Below are 21,455 nucleotides of genomic sequence, written 5' to 3'. Positions count from 1 at the left end.
GGCGACTAAACATGTGTGGAATCGTAGGATTTATTGGAGAGCAAGATGCAAAGGAAATTTTATTAAAAGGTTTAGAAAAGCTAGAATATCGTGGATATGATTCAGCAGGTATTGCAGTACAAGCAGAGAACGGTGTTGTTGTATACAAAGAAAAAGGCCGTATTGCAAAACTTCGCGAAATCGTAGATGAGAACGTAGCAACAAGCGTGGGGATCGGTCACACACGCTGGGCTACACATGGTGTTCCGAGCAAAGTAAACGCGCATCCGCATCAAAGTACATCAAAGCGTTTTACACTAGTTCATAACGGTGTAATTGAAAACTATGAGTTAGTGAAGAAGGAATATTTACAAGATGTAACGTTCGTAAGTGAAACGGATACAGAGGTTATCGTACAGCTTATGGAACAACAAGTGAGCACAGGACTAAGTGTAGAAGAAGCGTTCCGTAATACGCTATCTCTTTTACATGGCTCTTATGCAATCGGATTACTTGATGCTGAAAATCCAAACATGATTTATGTTGCTAAAAACAAAAGCCCGTTATTAGTAGGTGTTGGTGACAACTTTAATGTTGTGGCGAGCGATGCTATGGCGATGTTACAAGTTACAGATCAATTTATTGAATTAATGGATAAAGAAATTGTAATTGTAACGAAAGAAAGTATTACAATTAAAAACTTACAAGGTGAAACGATTGAACGTGCACCGTTTACAGCGGAATTAGACGCAAGTGATATTGAAAAAGGAACATACCCTCATTTCATGCTTAAAGAAATCGATGAGCAACCACTTGTTATCCGTAATATAATTCAAAAGTACCAAGATGAAAATGGCGAGATTGAATTAGATCAAGACATCCGCAATGCGATTTTAGATAGCGATCGTATTTACATCATTGCATGTGGAACAAGTTATCATGCAGGTCTTGTTGGAAAACAATTTATCGAGAAGTTTGCAAAAATGCCAGTTGAAGTGCATGTAGCAAGTGAATTCTCTTATAACATGCCATTATTAACAGAAAGACCATTCTTCATTTACATTTCACAAAGTGGTGAAACAGCTGATAGCCGTGCAGTACTTGTACAAACAAATGAAATGGGTCATAAAGCATTAACAATTACAAACGTACCTGGTTCTACACTTTCTCGTGAAGCGGATTATACACTTCCGTTATACGCGGGACCAGAAATCGCCGTTGCATCAACGAAAGCTTACACAGCACAGCTTGCAGTACTTTCAATTTTAGCTGCAGATATTGCTAAAGCAAAAGGTGAAGTTCTTGGTTTTGACTTAACACACGAACTAGGACTTGTAGCAAATGCAATGGTACAACTTTGTGATCAAAAAGAAGAAATGGACGCATTAGCAAAACAATTTTTAGCAACAACTCGTAACTGTTTCTTCATCGGACGTAGCGTAGACTTCTACGTAGGATTAGAAGGAGCGTTAAAGCTAAAAGAAATCTCTTACATCCAAGCAGAAGGATTTGCTGGAGGAGAATTAAAACACGGTACAATCGCTTTAATCGAAAATGGTACACCAGTTATCGCACTTGCTACACAAGAGCACGTAAACCTTGGAATTCGTGGTAACGTGAAAGAAGTAGTAGCACGCGGAGCTAACCCATGTATCATCTCAATGAAAGGCTTAGAAATGGAAGGTGACAGCTTCGTATTACCAGCTGTACACGAAGCACTAGCACCGCTAGTAGCAGTTATTCCATTACAACTTATCTCATACTACGCAGCACTTCACCGCGAGTGTGACGTTGATAAGCCACGTAACTTAGCTAAGTCTGTTACGGTTGAGTAGGAGATTAGTAGGTTAGTAAATATAGTGTGGATTTAAAATAAAGTTTAACTGTTTATAAAAAAGTTTGACCGTTTTAAAAAAAGATTAACCGTTTATAAAAAAGTTGCACCGTTTTACCCCTTTGGATATGATTGTCTAAAGGGGTGTTTTTATGTCCAAAAGAAAAAGAACATCTACAGTGGAAAAATGGATCAAAGAAGGTCGTGGTACAGGAACAGGTACAGACTACCGGCCATGGCTAAAGATTCAAGATGTTTCCTCATTAGGTCGGTCAACGAGGTTAAAAGGCATTAAAACTAGTAGACAGCACGAATTTTTATCAGACTTAGAGCGAAACTACTTTTACTTGACTGAATTTTCTGATGTTATTACAGATATAAGAGAGCAGTTTCCTTTATTACCTCAAGAAGAAACGCTTTTGATAGCAGATGAACTTGGAATAAAGCATCCTAGAAATCCGAAAAACGGAGAGCCTATTGTAATGACAACGGATTTTTTATTGACAATTAATAAAGGGCAAGGGATTCATGAAGTCGCACGTACAATTAAAATGAAAGATGAGTTATTAAAAGAGAATGTACTTGAGAAGTTCGAAATTGAAAGAGAATATTGGAAGCGTAAAGGAATTGATTGGGGTATTGTAACAGAAGAAGAAATCAATAAAATAATTGCGAGAAACATTAGCTATATTCACGATTATTATGATATTTGTAGCTATGATGTGTTTCAAGAATTGAATGCGAAAAACATTGAAGACTTGGTTATGTCATTACTAAGTAGATTGCTAGATAGTTCGGCAAGCATAAGAACAATTACAAATGAATTCGATATAGATACACACCTGCCAATTGGTAGTGGTGTTACGCTTTTTTATCACTTACTTGCTAGAAAAATTATTGTCATTGATTTGCAAAAGCCATTGGATTTAGAGCAGTCGATTGAAATTAAGTATATTGATGAAAGCAACTTGAAGAAGGTGAAATATGGATGATTTATATTAATCAAGTACTTCAATATACAGTAGATTCTAAACGGATTCGTATCATTGAGATGGAAGAGTTTCATGTGTTTATTGTTGATATTGATGCAATTAGTTCCATGCCGAAAAAGGAATTATATTCGAATCTAATAGAGGAAATCCAGCAAGGTGAATTACTTCTGATTAGCGATCCATTTGCAAAAGTAATAATAGATAGTGAATTATCCGACCTTCGAATTCAGAAAAGAGATGAGGGTTGGTCGATTATTCAACATTATTGTTTAGAACACATGGAAGCATTGCTTCAAAAAGGTGGTCGTGAAAAGAAAATAAAAGAAATTGCAGATGAAAGTGGAACAAGTTCTACGAAAATAAAAAAGCTACTTAGCCGTTATTGGCAGCGAGGTATGACGAAAAATGCAATGCTCCCTGATTACTCGAATTCGGGAGGAAAAGGTAAAACAAAAACTTTAAATAAAGCTAAGGTAGGTCGCCCACGAAAGGTGAGTATCAGTAATGAATATCAAACAGGTATTAATATTACGGATGAAGTAAAAGTTCAATTTGAACACGCCATTAACAAGTATTACCGAGCTTCAAATAACTATTCGTTGAAAGATGTTTATAATTTCATTCTGCGTGACTTCTATTCTGATCGCTATAAGGAAAATGGTGAGATGAAGTACCGTATTTGGGATGCCACTCGAATTCCCTCATATCATCAATTTTACTATTGGTTTAAAAAACTTGAAGACCCAAAAAAAGATATTCAGTTCCGTAAAAGTACAAAAGAATATGAATTGAAATATCGCCCTATTTTAAGTGACTCTAAATCGGAAACAAATGGTCCAGGTACTAGATTTCAAGTTGATGCTACCATTGCGGATATTTACTTGGTTAGTTCGCTTGATGTAAATAAAGTAATTGGGCGACCAGTTATTTATGCAGTACTTGATGTGTATTCACGTATTATTACAGGTCTTTATGTTGGACTAGAAGGTCCATCATGGATTGGTGCAATGATGGCTTTAGATAATATGATCGCAGATAAAGTAGAATTTTGTAAGCAATATGGAATTGATATTACTCCTGAGCAATGGCCAACACATCATTTACCTGAAATTATTATTGCTGACCGAGGTGAGTTTGAAGGGTATTCGGTAGAGAATTTAATTAATAATCTTAATCTTAAAATTGAGAATACTACAGCTTATCGTGGGGATTTGAAAGGGATTGTTGAAAGGAAATTCCGTACGTTTAATGGGAAGGTAAAGCAAAAAGCTCCCGGAGCAATTCAAAAGGAATATCGAGAACGAGGAGATCAGGATTATCGCTTAAATGCTACTCTGAATTTAAAGGAATTTACATCTCTAATTATTACAATGGCGCTGTATCATAACCAAAAGGTCATTGATAAATATCCTGTTGAAAAAGAAATGGTAGCTGATGGACTAGTGCCAACGCCAATTAACTTATGGAATTGGGGCATTCAAAATCGTAAAGGAAGACTAAGAAAAGTTGATAGAAATGTACTTCGTTTGAACGTGCTTCCAAGAGGAAAAGCGACAGTTTCAAGAGCTGGAATCAAGTTTAAAAACCTTCTATATGGTTCTCGCCAAGCGATTGAAGAGCAATGGTATTTGAAGTTGAAAAATAGAAGTTTAGAAATCGTTTATGATCCGCGACATATTGAAAAAATCTATATTCCTCACGATAACGGAATGGATTTTGAAACATGTATTTTATTAGAACCTAGTCAGCAATATAAAGGTGACTTCTTAGAAGAAATTGTCTTCCAACAACAACTTCGGAATGAACTAGAAGAAATGGAACGAACAAATCAAATTCAGCTCACAGTAAATACTGATGCTGCATTGGAAGAAATTATTAAAAAAGCTGTGAAGAACAAAAAACAATCTTTTAATCAACCAACAAGTAAGAAAGCTAAAATAGCTGCTATTCGTGATAACAAGGATGTTGAAAAACAGTTAAACCGTGAAACTGAAAAGTTTGATTTATCACCTAATAAAGTTAGTGAAGCAGCTGAAGTAATCGACTTCGTTACAAAAGAGAAGATTGATGAAACACCACCTAAGAAATCAAGCTCACGTCTTATGGAAAAACTAAAGAAGAAGCGAGATGAGGAATTTGGGAAAGACAAATGACATGGTTGTCTTAAAAGGAGATTTTGAGAAAGGTGTCTATAAGGAGCAACTTTTAAGTGAATATACCAATAATCCCTTCATCGAAGCTCTTCCACCTATATTCAATGAGGATGATGTGCTAGAGCGATTTATGGTGACCCCACGAATTAGTGATCAAGATAAGTTAAGTGAAACGAATATTCGTTACCACGTCTTAAAACGTGTGAAAAATTTTATCCAGCCGTTACCGATTCATTTCGAGGTAGAACGTCGATTGTCTACATTGATTCGGCGAGGTTATTTAGCGCGTAACCCATTAGATAGAACATTTCTAGAACGTGTTCGTGTGTTGCATGAATTGCGTGAGGAAGAGGAAACGGCTCACAAATATATAGATGAACGACTAAATTATATTCGTTCAACTGCCGATAGCTTATCCATTATCGGTATTTCTGGAATTGGTAAAACAACAGCAATTGAACGTCTTTTGCTTATGTATCCACAGGTGATCAAGCATGAAGAATATAAGGGACAACCGTTTAATCGAACCCAAATTGTATGGCTCAAAATTGACTGTCCTTATGACGGAAGCTTATCTACCCTTTGTAAAAGCTTCTTTAAAGCGATTGATGATTTACTAGAAACACGATATCTTGAAAAATTCGGGTACCTAAACCGGGTGACATCGACAATGCTGTTGCATATGACATCACTGGCAAGCATGTATGGTATCGGTGTTCTAGTAATTGATGAAATCCAGCACTTATTACATTCTAAAAACGATCAGGAAGAAATGCTTAATTTTTTTGTAACGTTGTCCAATACAGTTGGTATTCCAACAGTCTTAATCGGTACTTCTAAAGCGCAAAAACTATTCAAAGGAAACTTCAGACAGGCAAGACGTGCTGCAAGTGAAGCAGTTATTTGGGATCGTATGGCGGAAGATAGTGAAGAATGGGAGTTCTTCCTAGAAACGCTTTGGGAATTACAGTGCTTAAAAACCCAATCCAAGCTTACAGAGGAAACGAAAAAGGCATTTTATTATGAATGCCAAGGGATAACTTCTGTTGCTGTAAACTTATTTATTCTAGCACAAGAAAGAGCATTGTTTGATGAGGATAATCCGAATGAAATTATTACACCAAAAGTATTAAAAAAGACTGCCAAAGACGATATGCAAATGATTCAACCGATGATGACAGCTATTCAGAAGAACAATTTGGCTGAAATGACGAAATATGAAGATATCATGATCAACCTTGATGAAATAATGCTGAATCATAAGCGAAATACAGAAGTTACAGGGCGTATTCAAGAAGCGTTTAGGGAACGCCAAAATACAATCCAGTATAAACGCCAAGACACTATAGAAACTTTAAGTGTCGAAGTGGCAGCCCTAGGTATTTTTGATAGTTTGAAAGATAACGACATTAAAAAACTCGTACAAAAAATAGTCGGTGAAAATCCACTTGATATTGATTTTCACCAGCTTAAATCAGATGTAATTCAGCAGGCGATTGCATTAAATCAACAAAAGAAGGAACAAAAAGATAAGCCAAAAGTGAAAAATGCAGAGGTTTTACCATTACTAACGCTAAGAAAGCGAGCATTGGACAAAAAGCAACATCCTCATGAATTATTGAAAGCAAATGGATACATTAAAAATCCTTTGAAGGAATTCTACTAGGAGGGAATCAAATGCTGCCATTCTTTACGGATCCATATCCAGATGAATTGATATATTCGGCGATTGCGCGATATCACTTTTACAGTGGAAATATTGATTACAAAGATACATTGGAAGAAGTGTTTCAAAGTCGTTCTGTAATACCGAGTGTAGAGATTGGTAGTCATTTTTCTATATTAGCTGAGCAATTAGGCTCCAACTATTCTGTTGAAAGCTTATTAGCTAAGCATACGATCTACCCTTACTATGCTTCGTTTCTTTCCAAGCAACGCCAGAAAGAACTTCTACAAGATGTTCAAGTAGATGGAAAAGGACTTTATACAAGACTTGGCATAGTTGCAGGAAGCATTTGCAGAAAGAATGGACTCTTTTATTGCCCAGAGTGTGCAACTAATGATATTGAGCAACATGGAGAACCCTATTTTCATCGTGAGCACCAGCTACAAGGGATTGATTTCTGTGCACATCATGAACTGAAATTAATGAAGTATCCTATCGATTTTTCAAAGCAAAGTCGAATTGAGTTTATTCGATTTGATAAAAAGCTAATGAACTTATCAATGATTCAAGAAGTTGAACTAAAAGAGTTTATAGCCATTCAAATTGCTTTAGCAAAGATGGCTTATCAACTGCTGCAAGTTCCAATACATCAATTTTCAAGAGAATCTATTAATCTTAAATATCGTGTTCTTTTACGGGAGCGTAATTTAATAACAACGTCTAATCGAATTCGGCAAAAGGAGCTATACAAAGCATTTCAATCAAAGTTCCCAAAAGGCTTTTTAGATGAGTACGAATCAGCAATCAATGTAAATGATGAATACAATTGGCTGAAGGTCATTACACGCAATCTAAAACGTCATGTACATCCTTTCCGTCATTTGCTTATTCTTTATTTCTTAGAACAAGATTTGGAGTCCTTTTTACAAATTGAAGCTGATACAGGTCCTTTCGGTAGTGGCCCATGGCCCTGTTTAAATAAAGCAGCTAATCATTATAAGGAATTTGTGATTCATGAAGTAAATGTTACAAGGGATTTTAAATCAAATGCACCCATTGGCACGTTTGAATGCTCTTGTGGCTTTATTTACGCTAGAAAGGGTCCTGATAGATTATCTGAAGATAAATATCGTATTGGACGTACAAAAGCATATGGAGATGTCTGGAAGGCTAAATTACATGAATTAGCAGTTGATGGAACCTACAGTATAAGAGCATTAGCTAGAATGCTTGGCGTGGATTCGAAAACAGTTAAAGGACATCTTGCCTTTGAGAAAATAGAGAAATTACCTGATAAAGTTTTCCCACCAATGTTACATATGTATCGAAAGCAATTATTAAAAGGAATGCAGCAATATCCAAGTTACTCGAGAACACAAATTCGTCAATGTTTACCGAAAGAATATATTTACTTATATCGAAATGATAAAGAATGGCTGTTTGAACAGTTACCTATAATTCAGGCGAAGGAAAAGCCAAAATCAATTGTCAATTGGGACGTACGTGATCGAGAATATCTTTCTAAAATTAAACAGCTTTACAAAGAATTAATTGAACTGGAAAAGCCCGTACGTATCACGATTTCGATAATTGGGAAACGTCTAGGAATCTTATCAAATTTGGAGAAACATCTTGATAAGCTGCCACAAACTGAAAAATATCTAAATAAAATTACGGAATCTATACAACAGTTTCAGATTCGACGATGCTGTAAAATTATTGATCGTATGTTGCTGGAGCAAGAACCAGTTTTATTATGGAAAGTACAGCGTATTGGCGCTGTTAAGTCACATCATTTTCACGAAATAAAACCGTATTTGGAAGAGTATTTACGAACAAAACAGGAAGTGAAAAGTTATGAGCAAACAACAGGTTAAACTAGCTTGGCCTTTTGCTAAAGGTGAAAAAGCACAACTAATATGGATTGGTGAGCCATTTCGATATGATCATAAAATGATAATCAAAGCTTATTTTCGCTCACAAGGTCGTACAGAAGGTATATTAATGGATTGGGGTACATTACCATGCTTAGCAATCCAACATTATTATACTGATGGCATCATAACGGCTAGTCAAGTTTCTGAAAGTGTACAAGAAATCGATATGACTATTTATCCTAATAAAGTTAAATTTCACGAACGCCCTTGGTCTATTCAAGGAAGCAGTGATCCTGCAACTTCCCGTAGTTTCGTGTTCTCTTTTGATGGAAAGAATGTGATTTTACCAGTCATTGAAGTATTGCGTAGCATTTTAGCTCCGAACGGCTTCCTTTTATATCGCTTGTTTGAATCGAATTCATTTCCTCAGTTCTTCACAGAAACATATGAACCTAATAAAATCCATCTTAGCTTTTCATCACAATATGAATTGAAATACACAAAGACAACGTTCATTTATCAATTGGTGTGGTTGCTAACGAATCGAGACCTACGACAAGCCTATGAAAATATAGCATTTACTTGGTTGCAGGAAAAGACTTTGAAGTTCGAATGGAACTTTACACAACCGATTACAATAACAGCTCGTGTAAAGGAGAAGAATAACACGTGTACAGTATTACAAATTGTTAATGTGAAAAATAAAGATATTCCGTACCAACATATTTCGATTTCGCATCCAGAAATACAAAATCAAGAGAAATCCAATGAGGCAAAGAAATACACTTATCGTTTTCTAAATAGACAGGGTGATGAAGAGGGCTTTACATTAGATGAACAAGTAGATGGTTCTACAGAAGACTTTGATCTTGTACAAATGAATCAGTTGAAACATGAATATACATCGGTACCCAAAATCAAACGAATTAAAAGTAGTTCCTCAAAGCAGCGAACGAAAGAAGATGAAAATACTAAGAAATACTATGGCAGCAATGATTCAATTCGATCTACAGCAGACACTGGAGGTCAAAAACTAGCAAGAGGAATAGAACATCAAATGTTATCTGAAATTCAAGTACAAGGTGAATTGCAAGATTTCATTAATGTCCTTAGAATAATGGAGCAATATCCAGAAGTAAGTGCGATACGAGCATTTATAGATGTGTTACCAGAGGGAATTGGAGACCGCAGATTTACGAAATTGAGTGATAATATCACGAAACGACGTTATGTGATTGCAGAAGTATATATGATAAGTGGGAAGAAATTCAATATTATTGAAGTTGAGCGAGAAGATCGCTCTTTATCAATGCTAATTTTATCATCACTTGCAATAAATGATTGGAAATCGATTTATGATAGATTGTTAGTAAACCTTGTGAATGATAGTGGTACGTGGACAAGTAAGTCGCTGAAAAGTATTGAGGAGAGTAGGGTTACAGTGATGAAAGCTAAACACAGTTCTAAAGGGGTTAAGCATAAGGCTGAAATTCTATTAAATAAGTTAGAATAGCAGTGAAGATTTGAGTAAAGGAATAAATGAAATACCTCTTCCCTCAAAGAATAATCCAAATATTTCCCCGAATTAATTCACGCTATATACACTTACAATAACTAATTCGAGAGCTATCACCAATACTTCGTAATCAAAACGGTGCGACTTCTTTAACTTACATAAAACAATTACGCTAAGAGTGACTAAGTATATTATTTACTTTCTTTGTTGACAATAGTTAAGAGTGTTAACAGTATTAGAAATAGGAGGGCCCTGCATTTATGAAGGCTGTAACTTATCAAGGACCAAATCATGTACAGGTTAATCAAGTAGAGGATGCAAAATTAGAAAAAAAAGACGATATTATAGTTAAGATTACTTCTACTGCTATTTGCGGATCTGATTTGCATTTATATCAAGGTAACATGCCATTACCCCCAGGATATATTATTGGCCACGAACCAATGGGTATTGTGGAAGAAGTTGGACCTGAAGTCACAAAAGTAAAAAAGGGAGACCGTGTTGTCGTTCCCTTTAATGTTTCATGTGGACATTGCTTTTATTGCCAACATGAAATGGAAAGCCAATGTGATAACTCAAACCCTCATTATGATTCTGGCGGATACTTTGGTTATACTGAGAAGTTCGGTAACCATCCGGGTGGTCAGGCTGAATATTTAAAAGTCCCTTTTGGAAACTTCACTCCCTTTGTTATCCCGGAGTCATGCGAATTGGAGGATGAGTCACTGCTCTTTTTATCGGATGTTCTGCCAACAGCTTATTGGAGTGTAAAAAATGCAGGTGTAAAATCAGGCGATACAGTTATTGTTCTTGGATGCGGACCTGTTGGGTTGATGGTACAAAAATTTGCCTGGATGGAAGGTGCAAAGCGTGTAATAGCAGTTGATTACTTGGATTACCGGATCAATCATGCGAAAAAGATGAACAATGTTGAGGTATTTGAGTTCACAAAATACCCTGATATGGGCGAACATTTAAAAGAGATCACACATGGTGGGGCAGATGTCGTCATCGATTGTGTAGGTATGGACGGAAAGAAATCACCCCTAGAGTTTCTGGAACAAAAATTCAAACTGCAGGGCGGAACCCTTGGACCTATTCAAATTTCTACTAAAGCTGTCCGAAAGTATGGGACAGTGCAAATGACTGGTGTTTACGGGGGTAACTATAATCTATTTCCATTAGGTGCATTTTGGATTAGAAATATTAATCTTAAAATGGGACAGGCTCCAGTCATTCATTTTATGCCAGAATTGTTTAAAAAAATAACAAATAACGAATTTGACCCAAGAGATATTATCACACACAAGATGTCCCTTGAAGAAGCAAGTCATGGTTATCGAATTTTTAATAATCGTGAGGATGAATGTATAAAAGTCGTTTTAAAACCGTAATCCTCTTCTCTTTCCAAAAAGACTTCATACTTTGTATAGAAGTCTTTTTATTCGACCATTTAGCCAAGAAGGTCAAAAAGTAATTGATAGATACAATGAATAAACTCGCATACAGTAAAGACGAACCTGCTGACCTAGTCAATGTAGCAATTGAAGAGCTAATACATCAAAAATATGAACTTCCCATCTACAATACTTTAAAAGATGCAGCCAATGATGTTCGAAAAAGGTCTTATCGTATGATTTATCATAACTTACTTAATGAAAATCAAAAAGAGAGCGTGAATCAACTTTTCGAGGTATCAGAAGGTTCTACAAACAGTCCATGGAATCAATTGAAAGAGGATGCAAAAAGAGCGACTTTATCACATTTAGAACTCTCGTTGCTCGCCGAGATTGGTTAATGGAAACTGAACATCTCTACAGAATTACTTCATGATATTAAGAATTTGTGGAACAACAAAACGTATTTTTTGTTATTCAGCAATAGGGTCAAATCGTATTATGTGGTTAGCCGGTTTTTTCTGGTTGACCTATTTTTTTAGGTACTATTCTTGAGGTAGCCGGGATTAAAGAACTGTTAAGTAAAAATAAGTTGATCCGTTAAAGGGGTAGAATATTGAGTAAAGCTCCTTGTCCTAAAGGTCAGTTCAATAAAGAAAAAAGGTGTCTCTTTTGAGGAAGAATAAGCTTCTGTGTTGAAAGTAAACCACTTTTTTCAAACTTTTTTAATTTATTTGTAGTGAACAACATAAACATTCTATAGAAGAAAATTATTTCTATAGGAGGTTTCCATGGATCAAAAGGATCAAAGTCGTCAATTAGACCAAATAAAGCAAATGCAACAAATGTTTAAAGCGAACATGAAAACTCAACCTTATCCCATGTACCCTAACTATGGGAAAATCACACGTTACGAAGAAATTCCGATAAGTTTACCTGAACAGCGCCAGCTGCGCCATCCCGGAGTGGAAAAATTTATGGTACCCCTTCCAATTATCGAAAACCCGAACTATAAAGGGAGTGAAAAGTTAACAGGAAAAGTAGCACTTATTACAGGGGGTGACAGTGGTATTGGTGCAGCAGTAGCAATTGCGTTTGCTAAAGAAGGCGCAGATGTTGCTATTTCATACTTAGATGAACATGAGGATGCAAATAGAACAAAAACGAGGATTGAACAACTCGGACAACGTTGTTTTCTAATGCCTGGGGACTTGCGAGACAAACAACAGTGTATCTCCATTGTAGAACAAACAGTAAATACGTTTGGACGTCTCGATATTCTTTGTAACCACGTTGGTATCCAATTCCAACAACTAAGTCTGCTTGACATTACAGATGAGCAATTCGATGACACCTTCAAAGTTAATATATACTCTCATTTTTACACAACAAGGGCAGCGCTTCCTCATTTAAAACCAGGCAGCTCAATCATTGGCACTTCTTCAGTGGTGACGTATGTAGGTGAGCAGCAAATGATTGATTATACGGCCACAAAAGGCGCAATAGTTGGTTGGACACGTGCCTTGGCTAAAAATGTCGTGAAACAAGGGATCCGAGTCAATGCCGTCGCCCCCGGCCGAATTTGGACCCCACTTATTTCAGCAAGTTTCTCGTCAGACCAAGTCGCTGTATATGGAGCATTTAATCCAATGGAACGAGTTGCCCATCCATTTGAACTCGCACCAACCTTTGTCTATCTTGCTTCTGATGATTCTCGTTTTGTTACTGGTCAAGTTCTTCATGTTGATGGGGGAGAATCCACACATTCCTAATGGAAGGGGGTTACCATTTTGAGATATGAATTTAATCCAGAAGTAAAGCTATTGCTAGTAAACCATTCAAATGAAAAAGTAAGGATGGTCTATATGGAGGATTCCTGGCCCATGCCAAAAATAGGACTGAGACCACCATATTATTGCTACCCAAGTTACGAGCTGAATTATCCAATAATCTAAATGATAAAAGACAAAAAGACTTCTATACACAGTGTGGAAGTCCATTCAACATTTCGCTTAGGGTTCGCAATTATGCTAACTTTCAATTCATCCATTTAAACTAATAGGATAACGGTTTTAAAACGACTTTTATACAGTCGTCCTCACGATTATTAAACATTTGATAACCATGACTTGCTTATCCAAGGGCCACTTTGTATGTGGGTCAAACTCGTTATTCGTTATTTTTTCAAAAAATTCAGGCATAAAATGTATGACTGATGCCAGTCCCATTCTCAGATTGATATTCCTAACTCAACCCAATGGAAACACATTATAGTTGCCCCCATAAACATCTATTAATTGGACCGTTCCATATTTTTGCACAGCTTTTGTAGAAATTTGAATAGGTCCAAGGGTTCCACCTTGGCAACTTTAATTTTTGTTCAAGAATCTCCAAAGATGATTTATTCTCGTCAATACCTACACAATTGTGGATTTGAAATAAAGTCGTACCGTTTATAAAAAAGATGTACCGTTTTAAAGAAAGTTATACCGTTTACAAAAAAGTTGCACCGTTTTATTCCTTTTCGATTAAAGGATTCTATGTGAGTTTTAATTAAACTTTTTTATAAAAAGGAATGTTCATTCAAAAAGAAAAGAATCCATTTTGATCAATCTTTTTTCAAAATGGATTCTTTTCTTTTACCGTAAAATATGGATTTGTCGAACGTTTTTGATCAAACTTTATTTTAAAGTTACATATAGTTGTACAGAGATAATAAAGTTGTTTAATTTACAATAAAGTCATTTAAAAAATAATATAGTAGTTTAAAAATCCTTCTTCTACTAACGAGGCAGGTTAGTGGAAGAAATAGCAAGTGGGTTTAACTAGGAGAAGTGCCGATGACATTACAGAAGACACCGAGGTGTCTTCTGTTTTTTTAATTAAGGATATCGATAAATTAAGATTTATTTACTTAACATTGTACTTATTTTCGGACCGAGGCATCTAATCGGTGAGTATATACAAACCAAGTAATGCTTGCTGTTAATAATGTCGACGAAATTAAAGCTGTAAGAACACTATATGTTTGCCAAATAAGTATCGTTGACCAATCGAAGGCAAAAAACATTATACACTGGGCAATCGTAGCGATTAGGAAAATAATTGTTACGATTGTTCTCTTTTTTGTCATTGGCTGCTGCTCATTCGTTTTCCCTTTTCTTAATCCTAAGAAAAATAACAGAACGGCTAATAGGCAAAGAATAATTGTGGTAGACGACAAAATGATGTCCAAAAGCTGTGTGCCACTTATCTCATATGACTGAGTTAGATTGCCGTTTAATATATTTTTAACTTGTAGTACCAGGTTTATATTGGTATTTGCGCCGTTGCTCAGTAAGCAGATGGCTGTTCTTTCATTTGGCAGTATGGCTACTTTGGTACTAAAATTTGGATTACCCCCAGTGTGTTCTATAAACGTTTGTTCGGCGTTTACCGACCAACCTGCCGCATAATACATATCATTGACAGCCGAAACAGACATATCACCCCTATGTGATTTTTCGATGGCCCTGTGAAATATTTCGGGTATGTCCTGCATGATACCCATCTGTATGCCCATCCAACGCGCCATATCTTTTGTATTAGAAATGATATAGCCGGCAGGTTTATTCCCAGTATAATACGGAGCGTTAAATGGAGTTGTTATAAAAAAGGAAGAACGGTAACCCTGTGCTAACTGTCCAGTGGCTTGAGCATCTTCTTTATAAACATACGTCTGGTGAAGACCTAAGGGTAGAAATACCTGCTCCTTCATAAAGTCTTCATAGCTTTGTCTTGATACAATCTCAATAACCAAACCCAATACGTCATAATTAACAGTTCCATAGTTATATTGTTCACCAGGAGAGAACGCCAATTCTGCATCTACCAGCGTTTCCACAGTCTTTTGCAACATATCAGGCGTATTACCTTGTGGAATATTTTGAGTATGTCTAATATTTGTTAGGCCGCTGGTATGGTGAAGAAAGTTATTTAGTGTAAGGTTTTGCATATCAACAGGTTTACCTTCATACTTTAACGTAAACCAAGGTAAATATTTTTGGATAGGGTCAGTCATTGATAGCAGCCCTTGCTCTTCCATTAGCAAAATCCCCATACCAGTAAAAGCTTTACTCACCGAGGCCAACTCATAGAGTGTATTTTCACTTGCAGACAGTCCCTTTTCAAGATCTGCATACCCAGAAGAAAAGTAGAACACTTCACCATCAGCAAGTATTGAGAGTGACATTCCAGGCACACCTGACGTACGACAGGCATCATCTAGCAATGCTTGTATTGCCACAGATTTCGAATCTGACAACGCATAACTTTGTGTTGCGAATCCTGAGAATAATATAAATATCGTTAATACAAAAACAATAGTCTTTTTCATACACTCTCCTTTCTGAAGAATTATAAGGGTATAAATAACTTATTTTTATAACTATAAACTAAATTCTGATTTATATTTCTATTTATCTATATAATATCAAATGATTGTGAAGAGTTACACTTAAACTAACGGGGGCGTTAGTTTAATAAGAAGTAAACAACTTTATTATTCATTTTTTAAGCATTACATAAGCAGATGGATATAATTTGAAACAACTTTAAAGAGCCTTGCTGCATATAGAATGTAGTAAGGCTCGTATCTTTTTTAATCAAAATTCAATAACTTTATTATCACTATACAATAGTGTAGTTTTGAAATAAAGTTAAGACGTTTATAAAAAAGGTGCGATGCTTTATCTCTTTAATCAAAGAATTGTAAATAAGCTATGATCAAACTTTTTTATAAAACATAAACATAAACATAAACATAAACATAAACCTTTTGGATAAGAAACCATTTTGATTAGACTTTTTCAAAATGGTTTCTTTTTATTCATCATAGAATACGGTTTAACACAATATTTTTAATCAAACTTTATTTTAAAGCCACACATTACTTTTTCTTATGGTGAATTTGTTTCTTAGTTATTTCCTGCATTTTATATCATTCACCAATCATGTAATGTTAAGGGAGATGACAAAAGAAAGGAAGAATGTACAAATGAGTATAGTAAAAAACGGAATATTGCAAGTAATTGGAGCAAGCATCTATTATGAGGTGCGTGGTTCGGGTCCAATTCTTCTTTTAATTCATGGTGGGGGTGGTGATGCCGACAAGTTCCATAATGTCGCCGACCATCTTGCTAAATGGTATACCGTTGTTACTTACGATCGTCGTGGTCATTCCCGTAGCAATCTCGTCAATAAAAATGAGGATTACCATGTGCACACGCATAGCGAAGATGCTCATCGCTTGCTAGCTAATCTGACCAAAGAACCGGCTTATGTATTCGGAAGTAGTTCTGGTGCTGTTATCGGACTTGATTTGTGCATACGTCATCCTGAGCAGGTACAGTTACTAATCCCACACGAACCGGTTTTATTACAACTTTTACCTGAAAATGAATTGAAGCAGGCTATAAATTTCATGGAAGACCTTAAAGGGAATCATCAAAGTGAGGTCATGAAGTTATTGTCAAATATTGATGATAGTAATTCCGAACCATCGAAGGATATGCTAACAGAGCGACTACTCGGCAATTCGATGTATTTCACTGAGTATGAAATCCCGGGAATTCTCAGCTATACTTTAAATATCGATGCATTAAAGTCCCTATTAAAACCTGCATCGATACAGGTACTTCCAGCCGGTGGAAGTATTTCACGAGAATCTTTTCCTTATCATTGCGCATTCAACTTAGCAGAACACCTCGGAACAGAATTCGCAGAGTTTCCAGGACATCATGTGGGTTATAACACAGTGCATCATAAAGAGTTTGCTGAGAGGTTACATGATGTTATTGAGAATTAATCGGGAAACTATCAATGAGCAGTGTATAAACACAATAGCGCGAATAGATATTCATGGAGTTACAAGACAATACGTAATTTAGGGTTTTGTCTATATGTCTAAATTAATTTCAAAGCATCAGCAGAATATGAACAACTAAAAAAGCAGCTACCTCTCCATTTAAAGGTAGCTGCTTCTTTTTACATAGATTCTATAATTATTTGTCTTTCATACCACTTGTTTCGTTTTCCATTTCCTAAATCTTCTTTATCAACAATAATAGTTTTGGGGTGACTTGATTTGTTAGCTTAATAATTATGGGTTTTCCTCTAATAGAACCAACGCGAACAATAAAAGCGCTTGCATAATTAAAAATCCGAGTTATAATACTTGTATACAAGTATACTTGATTAACACGAGGTGGATTTATGACGAAATCAATGGAATTTCTTTATCCTGAAAAATGGCTTTCAAAAGCTTCTACAGGTGATCGTGTTGCGAGCGAATTGAGAATGCGCATTATTGCAGGCGCAATTGAAAGCGGTACCATCCTGTCAGAAAATAAAATAGCTGCCGATTTTTCTGTAAGTCGGTCACCCGTTCGTGAAGCATTAAAATTACTAGCTTCTGAAAATATTATTCGTTTAGAAAGAATGGGCGCAGTTGTCATTGGTTTAACCGAGAAAGAAATCGAAGAAATATATGATGTTCGTTTACTTATAGAAACGTTTATTTTTGAGCGACTTGGAAAGATAGACACAAATGATTTAGTAAGAGAACTAAATAAAATAATGGAAATGATGAAAATTGCCATTAAATATCATGATTCTGATGAATTTTCTTATCAAGATCTCTTATTCCATGAAACGATTATTCGAACCATTGAGCATTCCTACATCCTGATGATTTGGAATAATTTAAAGCCTGTTATGGAAAGCTTAATCCTTTTATCAATGCGTACTCGTTTCAAGGAAAAGTACGAAGACTTTGAACGGATTATTAAAAATCATGAGCTTTATATAAAAGCAATTGAATCAAAAGATCGAGCCCTCATGATTGAGGCCTTACATCAAAACTTTGATGATGTTCAAGGGAAAGTCGAAGACCCCTGGATGTCACAACAAATGTTATCTAAAGGAGTTGAGCAAGGACATGAGTAGCTATATGTTAGGTATAGATATCGGTACAACAAGTACGAAAGCAGTTTTATTTACTGAGAAAGGCGAAGTCATTCAAACCGAGAATATTGGTTATCCACTTCGCACACCGGATATATCCACGGCGGAACAAGATCCGGAAGAGATTTTCCAAGCTGTTTTACAAGCAATATCAAATATAACGAAACAGCATTCAGATAAAAAACCATCGTTTATTTCATTTAGCAGTGCTATGCATAGTGTCATTGCTATGGATGAAAATGATCAGCCGCTGACACCTTGTATCACTTGGGCAGATAATCGTAGTGAGGCATGGGCACATAAAATCAAAGATGAATTGAATGGCCATGCAGTTTATAGACGAACAGGAACACCTATTCACCCAATGTCACCATTAAGTAAAATTACATGGATTGTGAATGACCATCCGGAAATTGCGATTAGAACGAAAAAATATATTGGAATTAAAGAATATATCTTCAAAAAATTCTTTGATCAATATGTTGTTGATCATTCCATCGCCTCGTGCATGGGTATGATGAACTTAAAAACGCTAGATTGGGATGAGGAAGCTTTAAAAATTGCTGGTATAACATCAGCTCAATTATCTAAACTCGTACCAACCACCAAAATATTCAGCAACTGCAATCCAGATTTAGCCCAAAAGATTGGTATCGATTCCCAAACATCGTTTGTCATTGGTGCCAGTGATGGGGTGCTTTCTAATCTAGGTGTGAACGCAATTCGGAAAGGGGAGATTGCTGTCACAATTGGAACAAGTGGTGCTATTCGGACCATCATTGATAAACCACAAACAGATAAAAAAGGAAGAATATTTTGTTATGCCTTAACGGAAAAGCATTGGGTAATTGGTGGACCGGTAAACAATGGAGGAATGGTCCTTCGTTGGATTCGTGATGAACTTGCTTCATCAGAAGTAGAAACTGCGAAAAGACTAGGAATTGATCCATACGATGTATTAACTAAAATAGCTGAACGCGTGAGACCTGGTGCAGACGGATTATTATTCCATCCATACCTCGCAGGGGAACGTGCACCATTATGGAATCCAGATGTACGTGGCTCCTTCTTCGGTTTAACGATGTCACATAAGAAGGAACATATGATTCGTGCAGCTTTAGAAGGCGTTATATATAATTTATACACTGTATTTTTAGCATTAACAGAATGTATGGATGGTCCTGTAACTCGTATTCAAGCAACAGGCGGCTTCGCAAGGTCTGACGTTTGGCGACAGATGATGTCCGATATTTTCGCATCTGAAGTCGTTGTTCCAAAGAGCTACGAAAGCTCGTGTCTAGGTGCATGTATATTAGGTCTCTATGCCACAGGAAAAATTGATTCTTTTGAAATCGTTTCCGAAATGGTTGGTAGTACCTACAAACATACACCGAAAGAAGAAGCAACAAAAGAATACAGACAATTACTGCCTATATTTATTAACCTATCAAGGGCGTTAGAAGATGATTATACACGAATTGCAAATTATCAAAGAAATTTAATAAAGTAAAACTTTCATCAGTAATCTCCTACGCCTCGCTTCTATCTAAATCTCGAGGTGGTGGGGGCCTTACTGCCCACGAATAGTGGGATAAATACAAATACAGCTAAGATTAGGGGGGAACTACGATGCCATTAGTCATTGTAGCAATTGGGATTTTAGCATTACTTTTACTGATTATGCGCTTTAAATTAAATACCTTTATTTCATTAATCATTGTATCTGTCGGGGTTGCTTTAGCACTTGGAATGCCATCAGAAAAGATTTTTAAAACCATTGAAGCGGGATTAGGTGGAACACTTGGGCACTTAGCACTCGTTTTTGGACTTGGTGCGATGTTAGGTAAGTTGCTTTCAGATTCTGGGGGTGCACAACGCATTGCCATGACCCTTGTGAAAAAATTTGGTGAAAAGAACATTCAATGGGCTGTTGTGACTGCCTCATTTATTATCGGGATTGCATTATTTTTTGAAGTAGGATTAGTATTATTAATTCCGATTGTATTTGCAATTTCAAGAGAATTAAAAGTTTCTATCTTATATCTCGGTATTTCGATGGCAGCTGCTTTATCTGTAACACACGGATTTTTACCACCACACCCAGGACCAACTGCTATCGCTGGTGAATTGCATGCAAACATCGGTGAAGTATTACTTTACGGTTTTATGATAGCGGTTCCAACGGTTGTGTTAGCTGGACCTGTATTTACTAAACTTGCAAAAAAACTAGTACCTGAGGCGTTCACAAAAACCGGTAATATACAATCATTAGGTGAGCAGAAAGTATTTAAACTTGAAGAAACTCCTGGTTTTGGAATCAGTGTTTTTACCGCTTTACTGCCTGTTCTTTTAATGGCAGTCGCTACAATTATTACTTTGTTGCAAAAAACAATGGGATTCAAAGATAATAGTTTACTAGCAACGATCGAGTTTATTGGGAATGCGGATACTGCTATGTTGATATCCTTACTAGTTGCGATCTATACAATGGGATTGGCAAGAAATATTCCAATCAAAAACGTTATGGAATCTTGTACAACAGCGATCTCGAATATTGGGATGATGCTCTTAATTATTGGTGGAGGCGGCGCTTTCAAACAAGTATTAATTGATGGAGGCGTTGGTAACTATGTAGCCGAATTATTCAAAGGAACTTCATTATCACCGATCTTGCTCGCATGGATTATCGCTGCCATCTTACGTATTTCATTGGGGTCTGCTACGGTTGCTGCATTAACAACTGTCGGTTTAGTGATTCCGATGTTAGGCCAATCTGATGTTAACCTTGCTTTAGTTGTCCTTGCAACAGGGGCTGGTAGTTTAATTGCTTCACACGTGAACGATGCTGGTTTCTGGATGTTCAAAGAGTACTTTGGTTTAAGCATGAAAGAAACATTTGCAACATGGACTTTACTTGAGACTATCGTTTCTGTAGCCGGATTAGGGTTTACTTTATTATTAAGTTTATTTGTATAGATCTTTCTAAACAGTAAAAGGGATACGGAAGCTGTTTAATGTGATTTTTCATAATTAACCAGT

The 21,455-nt window shown here is 36.2% G+C and carries 14 protein-coding genes and 2 pseudogenes; 14 read left to right on the top strand and 2 right to left on the bottom strand.

Annotation, left to right across the window (positions count from 1 at the left end):
- Positions 1-11 precede the first annotated feature (11 nt).
- The 10 genes and pseudogenes from glmS (at position 12) to QCI73_RS26790 (ending at position 13,186) form a co-directional block, all read left to right on the top strand.
- Complete coding sequence (gene glmS, locus QCI73_RS26835) at positions 12-1,814, top strand: glutamine--fructose-6-phosphate transaminase (isomerizing) (RefSeq protein ID WP_000334168.1); 1,803 nt, start codon at positions 12-14, stop codon at positions 1,812-1,814.
- Between the two features lie 151 nt (positions 1,815-1,965).
- Positions 1,966-2,108, top strand: a pseudogene (locus QCI73_RS26830) (hypothetical protein).
- Positions 2,109-2,160: 52 nt separating this feature from the next.
- Complete coding sequence (locus tag QCI73_RS26825) at positions 2,161-2,805, top strand: TnsA endonuclease N-terminal domain-containing protein (protein WP_227494627.1); 645 nt, start codon at positions 2,161-2,163, stop codon at positions 2,803-2,805.
- On the top strand, positions 2,802-4,958 hold the full coding sequence (locus QCI73_RS26820) for a Mu transposase C-terminal domain-containing protein (protein ID WP_000639389.1): 2,157 nt from the start codon (positions 2,802-2,804) through the stop codon (positions 4,956-4,958). The genes QCI73_RS26825 and QCI73_RS26820 overlap by 4 nt, the downstream gene beginning before the upstream one ends.
- Positions 4,933-6,624 (top strand): ATP-binding protein, encoded by a 1,692-nt coding sequence (locus tag QCI73_RS26815; protein ID WP_043897415.1) that lies wholly within the window; start codon positions 4,933-4,935, stop codon positions 6,622-6,624. The genes QCI73_RS26820 and QCI73_RS26815 overlap by 26 nt, the downstream gene beginning before the upstream one ends.
- An 11-nt stretch (positions 6,625-6,635) precedes the next feature.
- Positions 6,636-8,501, top strand: a complete 1,866-nt coding sequence (locus QCI73_RS26810) for a TnsD family Tn7-like transposition protein (RefSeq protein ID WP_353824066.1) — start codon at positions 6,636-6,638, stop codon at positions 8,499-8,501.
- Positions 8,482-10,014, top strand: a complete 1,533-nt coding sequence (locus QCI73_RS26805) for a Tn7-like element transposition protein TnsE (protein WP_000043576.1) — start codon at positions 8,482-8,484, stop codon at positions 10,012-10,014. Before QCI73_RS26810 ends, QCI73_RS26805 begins: the two co-directional genes overlap by 20 nt.
- 263 nt (positions 10,015-10,277) lie before the next feature.
- Entirely contained in the window at positions 10,278-11,411 is a 1,134-nt protein-coding gene (locus QCI73_RS26800; RefSeq protein WP_000649059.1) for a zinc-dependent alcohol dehydrogenase, read from the top strand.
- A 95-nt stretch (positions 11,412-11,506) separates the two neighbouring features.
- On the top strand, positions 11,507-11,815 hold the full coding sequence (locus QCI73_RS26795) for a DUF4158 domain-containing protein (protein ID WP_156827723.1): 309 nt from the start codon (positions 11,507-11,509) through the stop codon (positions 11,813-11,815).
- A gap of 390 nt (positions 11,816-12,205) precedes the next feature.
- Positions 12,206-13,186 (top strand): SDR family oxidoreductase, encoded by a 981-nt coding sequence (locus QCI73_RS26790; RefSeq protein ID WP_001993829.1) that lies wholly within the window; start codon positions 12,206-12,208, stop codon positions 13,184-13,186.
- Between the two features lie 283 nt (positions 13,187-13,469).
- Here QCI73_RS26790 and QCI73_RS26785 read toward each other — a convergent pair.
- Together QCI73_RS26785 and QCI73_RS26780 are read right to left on the bottom strand one after the other, a co-directional pair.
- Positions 13,470-13,841: pseudogene (locus QCI73_RS26785) on the bottom strand (glutathione-dependent formaldehyde dehydrogenase); the annotation flags it as partial.
- Between the two features lie 499 nt (positions 13,842-14,340).
- The gene (locus tag QCI73_RS26780; protein WP_353824065.1) at positions 14,341-15,789 is read right to left on the bottom strand and encodes a serine hydrolase domain-containing protein; all 1,449 of its coding nucleotides are present in this window, start codon (positions 15,787-15,789) and stop codon (positions 14,341-14,343) included.
- Between the two features lie 660 nt (positions 15,790-16,449).
- On the opposite strand from QCI73_RS26780, the gene QCI73_RS26775 reads away from it, so the two are divergent.
- From QCI73_RS26775 to gntP, 4 genes are all read left to right on the top strand, one after another.
- Positions 16,450-17,259 carry an alpha/beta fold hydrolase gene (locus QCI73_RS26775; protein WP_327923373.1) on the top strand — a complete coding sequence of 270 codons (810 nt, stop codon included), beginning with the start codon at positions 16,450-16,452 and terminating at the stop codon, positions 17,257-17,259.
- A 407-nt stretch (positions 17,260-17,666) separates the two neighbouring features.
- Positions 17,667-18,398, top strand: coding sequence for a gluconate operon transcriptional repressor GntR (gene gntR / locus QCI73_RS26770; RefSeq protein WP_353824064.1), 732 nt, complete (start codon positions 17,667-17,669; stop codon positions 18,396-18,398).
- Positions 18,391-19,926 (top strand): gluconokinase, encoded by a 1,536-nt coding sequence (gene gntK, locus QCI73_RS26765; protein WP_097851556.1) that lies wholly within the window; start codon positions 18,391-18,393, stop codon positions 19,924-19,926. Before gntR ends, gntK begins: the two co-directional genes overlap by 8 nt.
- Before the next feature lie 119 nt (positions 19,927-20,045).
- Positions 20,046-21,392 carry a gluconate permease GntP gene (gntP, locus tag QCI73_RS26760; RefSeq protein ID WP_074608912.1) on the top strand — a complete coding sequence of 449 codons (1,347 nt, stop codon included), beginning with the start codon at positions 20,046-20,048 and terminating at the stop codon, positions 21,390-21,392.
- Positions 21,393-21,455 lie beyond the last annotated feature (63 nt).

Origin of the sequence: Bacillus cereus group sp. MG16 (assembly GCF_040459875.1) — a bacterium.
Lineage (GTDB): Bacteria > Bacillota > Bacilli > Bacillales > Bacillaceae_G > Bacillus_A > Bacillus_A paranthracis.
This window is presented reverse-complemented; position numbering and strand designations above follow the sequence as displayed.